The 14,789-nt window shown below is 72.0% G+C and carries 9 protein-coding genes; 5 read left to right on the top strand and 4 right to left on the bottom strand.

Annotated features, from left to right (window positions below):
- The first annotated feature begins 37 nt into the window (after positions 1-37).
- Positions 38-3,238: a PD-(D/E)XK nuclease family protein gene (locus RN607_RS11205; RefSeq protein WP_313542653.1), complete on the top strand. Its 3,201-nt coding sequence runs from the start codon at positions 38-40 to the stop codon at positions 3,236-3,238.
- Complete coding sequence (locus RN607_RS11200) at positions 3,235-6,447, top strand: ATP-dependent DNA helicase (protein ID WP_313542651.1); 3,213 nt, start codon at positions 3,235-3,237, stop codon at positions 6,445-6,447. The genes RN607_RS11205 and RN607_RS11200 overlap by 4 nt, the downstream gene beginning before the upstream one ends.
- 8 nt (positions 6,448-6,455) lie before the next feature.
- Here the strand turns inward: RN607_RS11200 and RN607_RS11195 are convergent, their stop codons facing one another.
- Positions 6,456-7,397: a phosphotransferase gene (locus RN607_RS11195; RefSeq protein ID WP_313542650.1), complete on the bottom strand. Its 942-nt coding sequence runs from the start codon at positions 7,395-7,397 to the stop codon at positions 6,456-6,458.
- Between the two features lie 160 nt (positions 7,398-7,557).
- On the opposite strand from RN607_RS11195, the gene nudC reads away from it, so the two are divergent.
- Together nudC and RN607_RS11185 are read left to right on the top strand one after the other, a co-directional pair.
- Positions 7,558-8,481: an NAD(+) diphosphatase gene (gene nudC, locus RN607_RS11190; protein WP_313542648.1), complete on the top strand. Its 924-nt coding sequence runs from the start codon at positions 7,558-7,560 to the stop codon at positions 8,479-8,481.
- Positions 8,482-8,644: 163 nt separating this feature from the next.
- Positions 8,645-10,627, top strand: coding sequence for an ATP-dependent helicase (locus RN607_RS11185; RefSeq protein ID WP_313542646.1), 1,983 nt, complete (start codon positions 8,645-8,647; stop codon positions 10,625-10,627).
- 116 nt (positions 10,628-10,743) lie between these two features.
- Here the strand turns inward: RN607_RS11185 and RN607_RS11180 are convergent, their stop codons facing one another.
- From RN607_RS11180 to RN607_RS11170, 3 genes are all read right to left on the bottom strand, one after another.
- Positions 10,744-11,619, bottom strand: a complete 876-nt coding sequence (locus tag RN607_RS11180; RefSeq protein ID WP_313497195.1) for a hypothetical protein — start codon at positions 11,617-11,619, stop codon at positions 10,744-10,746.
- A 142-nt stretch (positions 11,620-11,761) separates the two neighbouring features.
- Positions 11,762-11,917 carry a DUF5679 domain-containing protein gene (locus RN607_RS11175; protein ID WP_144016067.1) on the bottom strand — a complete coding sequence of 52 codons (156 nt, stop codon included), beginning with the start codon at positions 11,915-11,917 and terminating at the stop codon, positions 11,762-11,764.
- 213 nt (positions 11,918-12,130) lie between these two features.
- Positions 12,131-13,522 (bottom strand): zinc-dependent metalloprotease, encoded by a 1,392-nt coding sequence (locus RN607_RS11170; protein ID WP_313542644.1) that lies wholly within the window; start codon positions 13,520-13,522, stop codon positions 12,131-12,133.
- 111 nt (positions 13,523-13,633) lie between these two features.
- On the opposite strand from RN607_RS11170, the gene RN607_RS11165 reads away from it, so the two are divergent.
- A complete protein-coding gene (locus RN607_RS11165; RefSeq protein WP_313542641.1) occupies positions 13,634-14,785 on the top strand; it encodes a YlbL family protein in 1,152 nt (383 codons plus the stop codon).
- The last annotated feature ends 4 nt before the right edge of the window (positions 14,786-14,789 follow it).

Below are 14,789 nucleotides of genomic sequence, written 5' to 3'. Positions count from 1 at the left end.
CCGACGTCGTGTCGGGGGCTCATGGTGGGATGTCCCCATGACCGCCGATGCCCGCCACGCGCCGGTGCTCGTCGCGGCCCCGCCGCATGCGGAGCTCACGCCCGATCCCGAGCAGTCCGCCGTGCTCGACTCTCTCGCGCGGACGACGCACGACATCGTGGTGACAGGCGGCGCCGGCACAGGCAAGACCACCCTGGCGGTGGCGATCGCGGCTGATGCTGTGCGGAGAGGCCTCCCCGTGCGGCGCCTGCTGGTCATCGCCGCCACTCGTCAGGCGGCCGCGGTGCTGCGCGACCGGGTCGCGCACGCGATCTCCGGCCCGCTGGGCGGTCCCGTGGTGCGCACGGCGGCGTCGGCGGCCTTCGACGTGCTGGCCCTCGAGGCCGCGGCGCTCGGCGCCGCCCGGCCGTCGCTCGTCTCGGGCGCGGAGCAGGACGTGGTGCTCAAGGAGCTGCTCGAAGGTCACGCGAACGGCAGGGTCGCTCCTCTGGACTGGGGTGGTGCCGTGCCCGCGGACGCGACCCTGCTTCCCGGCTTCCGTGAAGAGCTGCGCAACCTCCTCATGAGGGCCGCGGAGCGGGGGATCGCACCCGAGCAGCTCGCCGCGCTCGGGCTTCGCTGCGGGAGGCCCGAGTGGGCTGCCGCCGCAGCGCTGTACGACGAGTACGAGGACGTTCTCGCACTCGGCCGCCTCACCTCCGATCAGGGCGACCGCTTCGACCCGGCCGCGGTGATCGCGCGTGCCACCCTCGTGCTGGACGAGTGGAGCACGACGTTGGGCGAGTCGACAGCGCGGCCCTCGTGGGACCTGGTGGTCGTGGACGATGCCCACGACGCCACCGCAGCCACCTACGGGCTCCTGACCCGTCTGTCGAAGGACGGCGCACGGCTCGTCCTGCTCGGGAACGCTGACGAGTCCGTCCAGGGCTACCGCGGCGCTGTCCCTGACCGGCTCGCGACGGTCGCGCCGGGGGCGACGCGCCTGGAGATCGCCACCGACCACCGCCAGCCGCCCGCGCTCGCCGCCGTCAGCGCCGAGGTGGCCGAACGGATCGGCGTGAAGGGCGTCGCGACAGCGCGGGAGTCCGTGCGGCGAGCGGCTTCGGCAGCCTGGGCCGATGCTCCGGTCACCGTCCTCACCACCCCTCACCGCTACGCCCAGTCGCGGGCGATCGCTGCTGAGCTGCGGCGCTCCCGGCACGGCCTGGGAACGCCGCAGGTCCAGTGGGGGCGGATGGCGGTGATCGCGCGGTCCAGCATGCTCCTCAGGTCGATCCGCTCGGACCTCCTTGCGGCCGACATCCCGTGCGAACCGCTCGGCGAGGGGACCGCGCTGCACCTCGAGCCCGCGATCGCACCCCTCCTCACCCTCCTGCGGGTAGCGCTCGGGGAGCCCTGGGACGAGGAGTCCGCGCTGCAGGTGCTCGGCTCGCGGCTGATCGGCCTCGACCCCGTCGCGCTTCGCAGGCTTCGACGCGCCCTCGTGAGGGAGGAGCGCTCCGGCGGCGGGTCGCGTGCGAGCGTCGAGCTGCTCGTCGATGCGATGGGGGAGCCCGCACGATGGGCCACGATCGACGGGCCCGAGGCGCGCAAGGCCGAGAAGGCGTCCCGGGCCGCTGCCGCCGCGCGCTCCCGCGCGCAGCAGCCGGGCGCGAGCCCCGGGACGGTGATCTGGGCGGCGTGGGACGCGCTCGACGTCGCGGAGTCGTGGCGGGCCGCAGCCCTGGCAGGATCCGCGCGCGACGATGCCGACCTGGACGCGGTCATCGCGTTGCTCCGCGCCGCGCAGACCTACACCGAGCGGCTCCCGCACGTGCCGCCTGCGCTGTTCCTGCCGTACCTCGAGAGCCAGGACTTCGCTGCGGACTCGCTGGGCGCGCAGGGACGCAGCCCTGACACGGTGGCGTTCTGCACCCCCGCCGCGGCCGCGGGCAGGGAATGGGACGTGGTCGTGATCGCCGGTCTCGAGGAGGGCGTGTGGCCCAATCTGCGCCTCCGGGACTCCGTGCTGGGCGCGCAGACGCTCGCAGAGGTGCTGGATGCGGGCGGCCTCCACTCCGACGATGCGCTCGTGCTGGCCCGCGGCCCGCGGGACCTTCATGCCGCTCGACGATCGGTGTTGGACGACGAGACCAGGGCGCTCCTCGTCGCCGTCTCGCGTGCACGGTCCCGGCTGGTGCTCACGGCGGTGGAGGACACCGAGTCGCAGAGGTCTCGATTCCTGACCCTGATCGGCGACTCCGCCGGGGTGGAGAGCCGCAGCACCGCGGGTGCACGCGGCGTCTCAGACCTGCGCGCCGCCGTCGGGTGGCTGCGCTCGGAAGGCATCCGTGCCGTCGCGCGCCTCGAGGACGAGCCCCGCGACGCCGGCGCGCTCGCGACCCTCGAAGGGGCCGCGGCACAGCTCGCGGACCTTGCCGCGCGAGGCGTCCCGGGTGCCGACCCAGGACAGTGGCACGGCGTCGCCGCGCCGTCGACCGACGAGCCGTTCTGGGAGCCGGACGAGCAGGTGCGGGTGTCGCCGTCTCGCCTCGACGCGGTGCGCGCATGCCCGCTCAAGTGGGCGCTCGAGACGGCGGGAGGCACCGCCGAGAGCACCGACGCGCAGCACGTCGGCCTGCTCGTCCATGCGATCGCCGAGGCGTTCCCCGACGGTGGCGAACCCGCCATGCTCGCCATGCTCGACGAACGATGGTCGGAGATCGGCGGACGCGACACGTGGATCGAGCGTGAGGCCTACGGCAGGGCGCAGGACATGGTGCGGCGCCTCGCCGGCTACCTCAAGGCCGCGCGAGCCGACCGGGTCCTGCTCGAGCAGGGCTTCCGCGTCGAGCTGGGCCGGGCGGTCGTGTCCGGGATCGCGGACCGTGTCGAGGTCCATGGCGACCAGGCGCGCGTGGTGGACCTCAAGACCGGCAGGAAGGTGACCGCAGCCGAGGCCCTCGACCACGGCCAGCTGATGATGTATCAGCTCGTCGCAGGCGCGGGAGCCTTCGACGGCGTCGACCGTGCCTCGGACGCCGCGCTCGTCTTCGTCGGCGCCGGCGCCGCCCGCGAAGGCAGCGTCGTCACCCAGCCGCCCATCGATCAGGACGCAGCCCGCGCCGTGCTCGACGGCGCCGTCGCCGAGATGAGCGGCGCCACGTTCACCGCCAGGCCCAACGCCCTGTGCGACCACTGCCCCATACGACGCTCATGCCCCGCGCACGCCGCAGGACGGCAGGTGAGCGGATCATGACGGACCAGGCCTCCCGCATCCCCGGGGTCGTCACCCCGCAGCATCGCGGTGCGCGCGAGCTCGCCCACCTCATCGACCCTGGCAGGACGCCCACCGACGAGCAGCTTGCGATCATCGGCGCAGGACCCGAACCGACGCTCGTCGTCGCCGGAGCCGGCTCGGGGAAGACAGAGACGCTGTCGATGCGCATCGTCTACCTGCTCGACCACGCCGATGAGCTGTTCGGACGTCCGATCAGCCCTGACGAGATCCTCTGCCTCACGTTCACCCGCAAGGCGGCAGCAGAGATCGCCACGCGCGCCGATGAGCGGATCTCCCTGGTGTTCGACCGGGATCCGGAGACAGGGGAACCGCGGCCCCGGGATCCGGAGCGGCCCGCCCCGACGGTCGCCACCTACAACGCGTACGCCGCGGCGCTCGCCGCCGAGCAGGGTCTGCGTGTGGGAGTGGACCCCGACTCGACGGTCCTCACCGACGCGGCACTGTGGCAGCTCGCCGCGAGGACGCTCGAGGAATGGACCTCCCACGTCGACACCGACACCGCGGTGAGCACCGTGCGCTCAGCCCTCCCGCGGCTCTCGGCACAGCTGCGGGAGCATGGCGTCACGACGGACAGGTTGCGCTCCTACCTCGACCAGATGACGGCCGCATTCGACGCCCTGCCCAAGAAGCAAGGCGATCCGGCCCCCACCGCGATGACGAAGACCCTCGCCGACAGGATCAAGGCGGTGCGGACCCTGAGGTCGATGACCGACCTGGTCGACGACTTCCGGGCACGCAAGCACGCAGGGGCGCTGCTCGACTTCTCCGACCAGGTCGCGATCGCCGTGGAGCTCGCCGCCCTGCCGGCCGTCAAGGAGTCCGAGCGGGCCCGCTACCGCGCCGTGCTGCTCGACGAGTTCCAGGACACCTCCCCCGCACAGCTGCAGCTGTTCGTCGAGCTGTTCGGCACCGAGCACCCGATGATGGCTGTCGGCGATCCGAACCAGGCGATCTACGGGTTCCGTGGCGCCTCGGCGGCGGCGCTCGAGGACTTCAAGCACCTGCTCGACGCGCGCGACGCCTCGCTGTCCGTGTCGTGGCGCAACGAGGCGAGCGTGCTGCACGCGGCCAACGCCAGCGTCGACCCCCTGCGCGAGGCGACCTCGGTGGAGGTCAAGCCGCTCATGTCGCGCGGAGAGCACCTCGGCATCCCGGAGCCGGTGCGCGCCGCAGCCGGGGTGACCGCGCACATGGCAGAGACGCTCGAGGATGAGGCCGAGCACGTCGTCGACTTCATCGTCGCCCGCAGGCATGAGCTCGGCCATCAGCCCGACCGGCCCGTCGAGGCGGCCGTGCTGTGCCGCCGTCGTGCGACCATCCCCATGATCGTCGACGCGCTCGCCGCCCGAGGCATCGACTTCGAGGTGGTGGGGCTCGGCGGCCTGCTCGACACCCCGGACGTCGCAGACCTCGTCGCACTGCTCGAGGTGGCGCACGACCCGTCTCGCGGAGACTCGCTGATGCGCCTGCTCACCTCGGAGCGTGTGAACCTCGGTCCTCGCGACCTGATCGCGCTCCAGGACTGGGCAGAGCAGCTCGCGGGGCCCAGGGCGTCGCGCGAGTCAGGCGCGAGCATCGTGGATGCGCTCGCGCAGGAGCCCCCAGCCGCCTTCGGCTCGCAAGGCAGAGCCCTCACCGATGAGGCGCGGTCCCGCCTGCGATCCCTGCAGAGGGCGATCGATCAGATCCGGCAGCACACCTACCTGCCCCTCACCGAGCTGATCGCGTTCACCGAACGGGTCTGGGGGCTCGACATCGAAGCGGACGTCGCGAGCCCCGACGGGCGCATCAGGCGCAACGTCGACGCCTTCCTCGACGCCGCCCGCAGCTTCGCGCAAGGTGCGGAGCACGCGACGCTCAGCGCCTTCCTGCACTGGCTCGAGGCAGCGCGGAGCGAGGAAAGGGGGCTCGATGCGCCGGTGAAAGACCCCGAGCCCGGCGCGGTGCAGATCCTCACGGTGCACGCCGCCAAGGGACTCGAGTGGGACGTCGTCGCCGTGCCGGGCGCAGTCCAGGACTCGTTCCCCTCGATCAGCCGGTCGAAGGGCGCCTGGCTCTCAGGGGACCCCGAGGTGCCGTGGGAGCTCAGGATGGATGCGCGCTCGCTGCCGGTGTGGAACTGGCGAGCCGCCACCGACCACAAGGCGCTCGCGGACTCGATCGACGAGCTGCGTGAAGCTGCCGGAGATCACGCAGTCGACGAGGAACGACGCCTGTTCTACGTGGCGCTCACCCGTGCGCGGAGCCACGTGCTCGTCTCAGGGTCCTGGTACACGGACGGGAAGAAGCCGCGCAGCCCCTCGCAGTTCATCGAGGAGCTGCGTCACGCCGGGATCGTCACCGACGAGGGTTGGGCGCCGGCGCCGCAGGACGACCAGGAGCCGCCTGCGCCCCGGGTGCAGGAAGGCGTCTGGCCTCGACCTGAGACGCTTCCTCAGCGACGCAGGCGCGACCTCGCACGTCGCGTCATCGCGCGCGAGCCCGGCACGGTGCCCGACGGGGTCGCCCTGCCGCTGGCGAACGAGATCGCCGCGATGCTCGCCGAGGGTCAGGCACGCCACGGCGGCGCATCGGAGGTGGCGATGCCGTCGCACCTGTCGACCTCGGCGCTCGTCTCGATGCGCAGGAGCCGTGACGAGTTCGCCCGGACTCTTCGCCGGCCCGTCCCGCAGGAGCCGACGTTCGCCGCCCAACGAGGCTCGGCGTTGCACGCGTGGATCGAGTCCCGCTACGGACAGATCGCGCTGTTCGACGACGACGATCTCGGGCCCGATGAGGACCTATCGGTCGACCTCGAGGCGCTCAAGGCGAGCTTCGAGTCGTCGGAGTGGGCCCGGCGGGTCCCGACGGACGTCGAGGTCGATGTCGAGCTGCCCCTCGGAGGGGTCTCGGTGAGGTCGCGCATCGACGCCGTGTTTCCCGCAGGCGGGGGGCTCGACCGTGTCACCGTCGTCGACTGGAAGTCCGGTCGGCCCCCGAAGGACGACCACGAGCGGGCCGCACGAGAGGTCCAGCTCGCGATGTACCGGCTCGCATGGTCGGAGCACACGGGGCTGCCCCTGGACCAGATCGATGCCGCCTTCTACTACGTGGCAGCCGATCGGACGGTGCGGCCGGAGCGGCTGCTCGACAGGGCTGAGATCGAAGCGCTCATCGCCGGGCCGTGACCGCCGGCTCAGAGGTCTGCGTCGTCGTCCACGTCGTCGAAGAGCAGCGCCTCAAGGTCCATGAGCATGCCCTGGCCGTCCTCGATGATCGCCTGATCCTCGGTGCGCACGCCGTACATGAGCCACCGCAGCAGCGCCATCTCCGAGGCGAGCCGTGCGCGGTCCAACAGATGCGGGTCGCGCGTCTCACGCCTCGCCATGCCGTAGGCCTCGACCACGGAGTCGAGCACGTCCTCGGGGGCCGCCGCCACCAACCAGGCCAGATCGTCCGCCGGGTCCGCCACGCGGGCGTCCATCCAGTCGACGATCCCCGAGATGCGGCCCTCGCGCACCAGCAGCTGATGCTCGCCCATGTCGCCGTGGACCACCGTCGGCTCGAACCGCCACCACGACACGTTCTCCAGCTGCTGCTCCCACCGATCCGCGAGGCGAGGCGGGATGAGGCCCGTCTGCACCCCGGCGTCGAGCTCGGCCAGGCGACGCTCGCGGTGCTCCTCTGCGGAGTACGACGGCAGGCCCAGATCCTCGACGAGCTGCACCGGCAGCTCATGCACGGAGGCGAGCGCGCGTCCGATCGACGCGGCGAGCCCAGGCCCCCCGACCACCTCCGCGAGCACGAGCGGGGCGCCGGGCGCCTCCTTGTACACGAGCGCGCGACCCTCGCCATCGGCCAGTGTGGCCGCGCCGGCTGGAGACGGCACCGCGAAGTCGACCAGCTCGGCTTCCTTGGCGCGGGTGAGCGCCTGAAGCAGTCCGCGCTCCGCCTCCAACGCCGCGCCGGCGGCGGGCCGCCTGGGGGCGCGCACAAGCCAACGCCGGCCCGTGGCGTCCTTGACGACGACCACGTCGAAGTCGGAATCCGAGTGCGGGGAGCGCAGGACGTCGTACACGTCCAGTCCCGGCACCGCGACCGACGCCAGCGCCGCGAGGGCGAGCGGTGAACGAGGCACGTGCTCACCATAGAGCGAAGGCGGCCTCGTCACCACGCTCCACGCCGCGCAGAGGTGGGCGTCCAGGGCCGATCCGTGGAGGTGCCGGTCCGGTCCGCGCACCGCCGTATGCCGTGTCGGCCTCGGCGGAGCGGCCTGGATGCGGGGGTACCGTGGAGCCGTGAGCGACCCTTGGAGCAGGCCGGACCCGCTGATCGTCGACCGTGCGACCGAGCTGCGGGACTCCGCAGATCTGGACGCGGCCACCGCCATCGTCGTCACCGAGGGAAGACTGCTCGCGTCCGCGGGACGGCTCGTGGAGCTGCCGCCGGCGGAGCATCCTGAGGCGAGACTGCGCGTCTACCTGGGCCGCGAGAACGGCAGGGACCTGATCGCGATCGTCCCCGCCGACCCGTCGTTCGCGGACGGATACGACGGCATCGGAGGAGAGCGGCTCGTCGGCCTGCGCGACCTCCTCCAGCCGTTCGCGGCGCATGGCGCCGAGGGCCTGAGGGATCGAGAGCTGGGGTCCACCGCGGTGGCGCTCGAGGCATGGCACGCGTCGCACGGCCACTGCGCACGCTGCGGCGCCGCCACGGAGCCGGTGAAGGCAGGATGGGTGAGGCGCTGCCCGGCCGACGGGCGTGAGCACTACCCGCGCGTCGACCCGGCCGTCATCGTGGCGATCGTGGACGAGGCCGATCGGCTGCTGCTCGCGCATGCGGCGCACTGGTCGCCCAAGCGGTTCTCGATCCTCGCGGGCTACGTCGAGCCCGGTGAGACGTTCGAGCAGGCGGTGCACCGCGAGGTGTGGGAGGAGTCAGGGATCGAGCTGACCCACGTCGCGTATGCCGGTTCGCAGCCGTGGCCGTTCCCCGCGTCCGTGATGGTCGGGTTCACGGCCAGGACGGACGCGACGGAGCCGAGCGTCGACGGCGAGGAGATCACCGAGGCGCGGTTCGTGTCCCGAGAGGAGATCGTCGCGCTCGTGGCGGATGGCGAGGTGGTGCTCGCACCGCACGGATCTATCGCGCGTCGACTCATCGAGTCCTGGTTCGGCGGCCCGATCACCGACCCGGCGCCTGACGAGCGCATCGACGTCTGACCCGCGGTCGCAACGTCGTCGGCATGGTTGCCGTGCGACGGCGTGCCGGATGCTCTCGCGTGCGCGTCGCGACCGGCGTCCCCAGGCTCGCACAAGGCTCGTGGCTCCCGTCGCGATCCGGCACATGCGTGGACTGTCAGCGTCGGCTGACACAATGCCTGTGATGTCAGCAGACCAGATCCTCGAAGCGCTCGACCCGGAGCAGCGCGCGGTCGCCACCGCACTCCACGGCCCGGTGTGCGTGCTCGCCGGCGCGGGCACGGGCAAGACGCGCGCGATCACGCATCGCATCGCGTACGGCGTCCGGGTGTCCGCGTACAACCCTCAGTCGGTCCTGGCGGTGACGTTCACCGCGCGTGCGGCAGGGGAGATGAGGCAGCGGCTGCGGGCCCTCGGCGCGACCGGTGTGCAGGCGCGCACCTTCCACGCCGCGGCGCTGCGGCAGCTCAGCTATTTCTGGCCGCAGGTGGTCGGTGGGCAGATCCCGCAGATCGTGGAGCACAAGGCGCCGTTGATCGGTCGCGCGGCACGCCAGGTGGGCCTCAGCCTCGACCGCCTCGCCGTCCGCGATCTTGCGAGCGAGATCGAGTGGGCCAAGGTGTCGCTCGTCGCCGCAGAGGACTACGTGCGGGTCACCGCCGACTCGTCGCGCCCCGAGCCCGCCGGCCTCAACCGCACGCAGGTGGCGGACGCGATGCGGGCCTACGAGGAGGTGAAGACGGACGCGGTGGTCCTCGACTTCGAGGACATCCTGCTGCTGCTGGCCGACATCATCGGCAGGCACGCGGAGGTGGGGGACCAGATCCGGCGTCAGTACAGGCACTTCGTGGTCGACGAGTACCAGGACGTGTCGGCGCTGCAGCAGTTCCTGCTGGACCAGTGGCTGGGCGGGCGCGAGGACCTGTGCGTCGTGGGAGATCCCGCGCAGACGATCTACTCCTTCGCGGGTGCCAGCCCTCGTCACCTGCTCGGCTTCTCACGCAGGTATCCCGCGGCGCAGACGGTCCGACTGGTGCGCGACTACCGGTCCACCCCGCAGGTGGTGAACCTTGCGAACGGGCTCATGGCCCGGCGGGGCGTGGCGGACGCAGGCGTCGAGCTTGTCGCGCAGCGGCCCTCTGGTCCGGCGGTCGGATTCAAGGCCTATCCGGACGACGCCGCGGAGGCTGCGGGCGTCGCGGACGCTGCGCAGGCGCTCATCGCCTCAGGCGTGTCAGCGAGCGAGATCGCGGTGCTCTACCGCACGAACAGCCAGTCCGAGCTGTTCGAGGAGGCGTTCGCGGAGCGCGGCGTCGGCTACCTCGTGCGTGGTGGCCAACGGTTCTTCGACCGTGACGAGGTCAAGCGAGCGATGGTGCTGCTGCGCGCGGCTGCTGTCGCGCCCGACGAGGCCTCGTTGGGAGAGCGGGTCCGTTCCGCGTTGAGCGACATCGGATGGGCAGAGTCGCCCCCCGCGGAGCGGGGCGCGGTGCGGGAGCGGTGGGACAACCTGCAGGCGCTCGTCCAGCTGGCCGACGATCTGGACGCGGATGCAGGCGGCGAGATGACCATGCGGGACCTGGTCGACCACCTGGTGGAACGCGCCCAGGCGCAGCATGCGCCAGCCGTCGAAGGCGTCACCCTCAGCTCGATCCACGCGGCCAAGGGTCTCGAGTGGGACGCCGTCTTCGTGGTCGGCTGCTCGGAAGGGCTGATGCCCATCTCGATGGCGGAGACCGACGAGGCGGTGGAGGAGGAGCGACGCCTGCTCTATGTCGCCATCACCCGGGCTCGTGAGCATCTGGCGCTGTCGTTCGCCCGTGCGCGACGCGAAGGCGGGAAGGCCACAAGGAAGCGGACACGATTCCTCGAGCGGTGGTGGCCGGACGCCGCTCCTGCACGCGCACCCCGGCGATCCACCAAGGCGGAGCTTCAGGAGCTCGACGCCGAGCAGCTGCGACTGTTCGAGTCGCTGAAGAGGTGGCGGTTGGAGACCGCGCAGGCCGCAGGCAAGCCTGCGTTCACCGTGCTGGTGGACACGTCGCTGGTGCAGATCGCGCGCGACAGGCCCGGCACTCGTGGCGACCTGGCGAAGATCGGCGGGATCGGCCAGTCGAAGCTTGAGCAGTACGGCCTCGACATCCTGGAGATCGTGGCCCAGCACTGAGGCGGAGGCAGCGCGTCACCGACCGCTGCAGCTGCGGGTCGCCTCAGCAGCGTTGCCTAGGCAGCGTCGCCTCGGCATCGGCCTCGGCGCCGCAGCGCACGCGAGGCGCGAGGCTGTCAGCGAGAGGCCCGCGCCATCGCGGGCGTCTGGACCGCGGCGCCGCAACCGCACCGCGGGTGCGGACTCGACTCGAACCGCCGTGGCGCAGCACCCGCGTCGATTCGCCACGACTCTCCCGAGACAGCGGCCCTGCGCAGGTGCGCGGTGATCATGCGTGCCGCGGTCGCCACCACATCGGGAACGATGCCAGGCGCGGGCTTGGGAGCGCGGACGGACAGCTGATCCAGGAGCGCGGGCCACGCCGGATCGTGGTCCGTGCGCTCAAGCGCCACGCACCGTCCGCACGCGGTGACGCCCGGGACGACCAGCGGACCCACTATCGCGCCGGAATCGTCGAGGCTGATCACCAGGTGCGGCACGCCGTCGTGCTCCCACTGTGCGGTCGCGTGGCGGGCGGCGCCCCCGAGCGTCACGAGCACCACCAGCGACGGATTCGCCGGATCGACCACGTGGGCGTCTGGTTGCCGCTCGCGCACCGCCCACGCCGCGCCGCCGGCGCAGGTGGACACGAGAGCGCGGCGCGGATACAGGCCCGGCTCCTCAGCGGCGGGGCGACGGTCCGTGAAGCCCACGCGCAGGCCCGCCGCAGCGAGCGCGGCGCCCAGCTCGAGGCCCACCCGGCCGGCGCCCTGGATCGCGACCACCCCCGTGGGTGCGACGGCGTCCTCAGCGAGAAGGCCCGCGTCATACAGATGGCGTCCGGCGGTGCCGAGCACCGCGAGGTCTCGCGCACCGACGTGCGCGGTCTCGGCGGCGCGCACGAGCGACTGCTGCGCGGCGTCGAGGCCCCTGAGAAGGACCGGACGAGCGACGCCGACCTGAAGGCCGCCGTCGGGACGGGCGAGAACGGGAGTGCACGGCTTGAGGCGCATGGCCCGATCGTGCCATCGCCGCATGCCCTCATGGCGGCTGTCCACAGGGTGGAATCCAGACGGACCCGAGAGATGCCCGCATACGCACGAAGGCGGGCCGCCCCGTGAGGGACGACCCGCCTTCGTGAGGTCGGTGGGGCGCTTACGCCTTGCCGAGGATGCGGTTGAGCTTGGTGCCGCACACCGGGCAGATGCCCTTCGCCATGCGGCGGTCGTTGGCGACGACGACGTCACCCTCGGTCTCGCGCTTCTCCTTGCACTTCACGCAGTAGAACTCGCCCTGGTACTTCTCGCCCATGAGCCTTTCCTCCTTCGTAGGGCGCGGCCCCCTGGCCGCACGTCGATCGGTCTCGTGGACCCTTCGCCCCCCAGCGTAGACGGGAGGTACCGCGAAAGGTCGTCATCCCAGCACGCCGTGTCGCGACGGCCGCAGGCGACCGCTAGAGCCTACGTCACCCGGGGGCGGGCTCGCGCACCGTGGTGCCGGTGAGTCGCGCGCGCGACGCGCGGGTCACTCGTGAGCGGGCTCGTCGCCCTGCTCGGGCCCTCCGCCGCCACCGAGGAGCCGCTCGAGCTCGCGATCCATGTCGTCGACGGTGTCGCCCGAGACGCGGCGCTCGACCCACGCCGACCAGTCCTCGAGATCCTCCGCGGTCGGGAGCAGATCCGGGTGCGACCACACCTCGTCGCGCGCAGAGGGACCCGCCTTCGAGGCGAGGGCCGCCCACATCGCCGCGGCGTCGCGCATACGACGCGGGCGCAGCTCGAGCCCGAGCAGGGTCGCGAAGGTGTCCTCCGCGGGCCCGCCGGCGGCGCGCCGCCGGCGCATCATCTCGCTCAGCTGGCTGAGCGACGCAAGATGCGGAGCTGCGGCGCGCATCGTCACGTCCTGCACCCAGCCCTCGACGAGCGCCAGCAGCGTCTCGATCGACTCGAGCGTCGCGGACTGCTCGTCCGAATGCTCGGGCGCGAAGATTCCGCGGGTCAGCGCCTTCTGCAGCTTCGCCGGATCGCCGTAGCCGGCGTCCCGCACGGCCTCGTCGAGCGCGTCGGCGTCGATCCTGATGCCCTGCGAGTAGCGCTCGATGAGCGAGTGCAGCGAGGCCTGGAGCCACGGGGCGGCCTGGAACAGTCTCACGTGCGCGGCCTCGCGCAGCGCGAGGAAGGCCTTCACCTCATGCTCGTCGACGCCCTCCAGGCCGTGGGCGAAGTCCTCGACGGCCTTGGGCACGATCGCGACGCGAGGCTCCGGCAGCAGTGGGATCCCCAGGTCGGTGCCGCCGAACGCCTCACGCGCCATCTCTCCCGCCGCCTGGCCCACGTGCATGCCGCACACGGTGGGGCTGACGGAGGAGATCATGGCGCGGCCCTGCTCGCCGAGCAGCGCGTTCGCGGGATCGTCGGGGTCGTCGGCGCCTGCGAGGTCACGACCGAGGACGCTCCCGAGGGCCTGCGAGACGCTCACCGCCACCGGGCCCGCGAGCGACCGCCATGTGGGCAGCGTCGCCTCGACCCATTCGGCGCGGCTCCACACGCGCGGCTCGAGCCGGGACGGATCGAGGTCGGTGGCCGCGTCGAGCCAGAGCTCGGCCTCGGACACGATCGCCCGATGCTCGGCGGCGACGTGCGCGGTGACGGTGGGGTCTCCGCCCTGGGCAGCGAGGCCACGGGCGACGTCGTGCGCGAGCTGCCAGTTCACGTCCTCGCCGGCCGACTGCGACAGGAGGGTGCGGATCTGGCGGAGGACGTGGTCCATCATCGCGGGCGACGTGCCCATGCCGGACGCCTGTGCGAGCGCCTGCGGGTCCATCCCCATGCGCTGCAGCTCGGCGAGCGCCTCCTCGGCGTCGTCCCCGAAGAGCTCGCGCAGAAGGCGCATCCAGGGGGTCTGATCGTCGGTCACGGCGTCTCCTCGACACTTGGAGCGCCGCAGGGGTGCGTCGCCTTCGACCAACGTAACGTTCGGGGGAGGCGTTTGGGCGCCGCGTTCGCTATGAGCAATGATGGTGCGGTGATGGACGACTCCGCCCCCGGCGCTGATGAGATGCCCACGATCGACGACCTCGCCGCGGACCCGGCGCCCCACGGTCGGTTCTCGGAGGGCCTCGCGACGCGCCGTGAGAAGGTCGTGGCGGCTGCGGGGCTCGCGACGAGCGCGCTCGTCGCTGTGCTGGCGCTGCTGCCGTCGCCGTATGCGATCGGTGGGCCCGGGCCCACCTACGACACGCTTGGCACGGGCTCCGACGGGACCCCCCTCGTCTCCATCTCAGGTGCGCCCACGTACGAGCCGTCCGGTGAGCTCAGGCTAGTGACGGTCTCGGTGCAGGACGCCGGGTCCCGGCTGATGACGATGGGCTCGGTGCTGCGCGGCTACCTCTCGAGCTCGGCGTACACCACGCCGCGTGAGGCTGTCTTCGGCACGGACCAGGAGGCCGACGCCGTGGAGCAGCAGTCGCACCAGGAGTGGGTGACCTCGCAGGAGGCCGCGACGGTCTCGGCGCTCGAGGCGCTGGGAACCGAGGTGTCGGCGACGCTCACGGTGGCCGTCGTGCTCGACTCCTCCGCTGCGTCGGGCGTGCTGCAGGTGGGGGACGTCCTCACCGCGGTGGACGGTGAGCACCTCGACGGCTTCCGCGACCTGTCCGACGCGATCGCCGCGCACGCGGTGGGCGACGAGCTCACGGTCACGATCGACAGGGACGGCATCACCAGGGACGTCCAGTTCGCGCTGGTGGCGGACGCGGATGGCAACCCGATCATGGGCATCCTGGTCGATCCCACGTTCGACCTCCCGATCGACGTGAACGTGGCGATCGACACGGTGGGGGGCCCGAGTGCGGGCCTCATGTTCACGCTCGGGATCATGGACAAGCTGACGGAGAAGGACGAGCTGAACGGTGCGGCTGTCGCGGGCACCGGCACCATCGACTCGCTCGGCAACGTGGGCGCGATCGGCGGCATCGACCTGAAGATGATCGGCGCCCGACGTGACGGCGCCGACTGGTTCCTGGCGCCGGTCGCCAACTGCTCGGAGGCCGTCGGGCACGTTCCCGACGGACTGTCCGTTGTGGCGGTGAAGGACATCGACGAGGCGTACGCGGCCATCGAGGCGATCGGCGCGGGACAGACGGAGGACCTGCCCACGTGCGAGGCTGTGGCAGGCTAGTCGA

It is taken from the genome of Demequina capsici, assembly GCF_032102965.1.
GTDB classification, from domain to species: Bacteria; Actinomycetota; Actinomycetes; order Actinomycetales; family Demequinaceae; genus Demequina; species Demequina capsici.
Note: the sequence above shows the minus strand (reverse complement) of the source record. Positions and strands in the feature narration are given on the sequence as shown.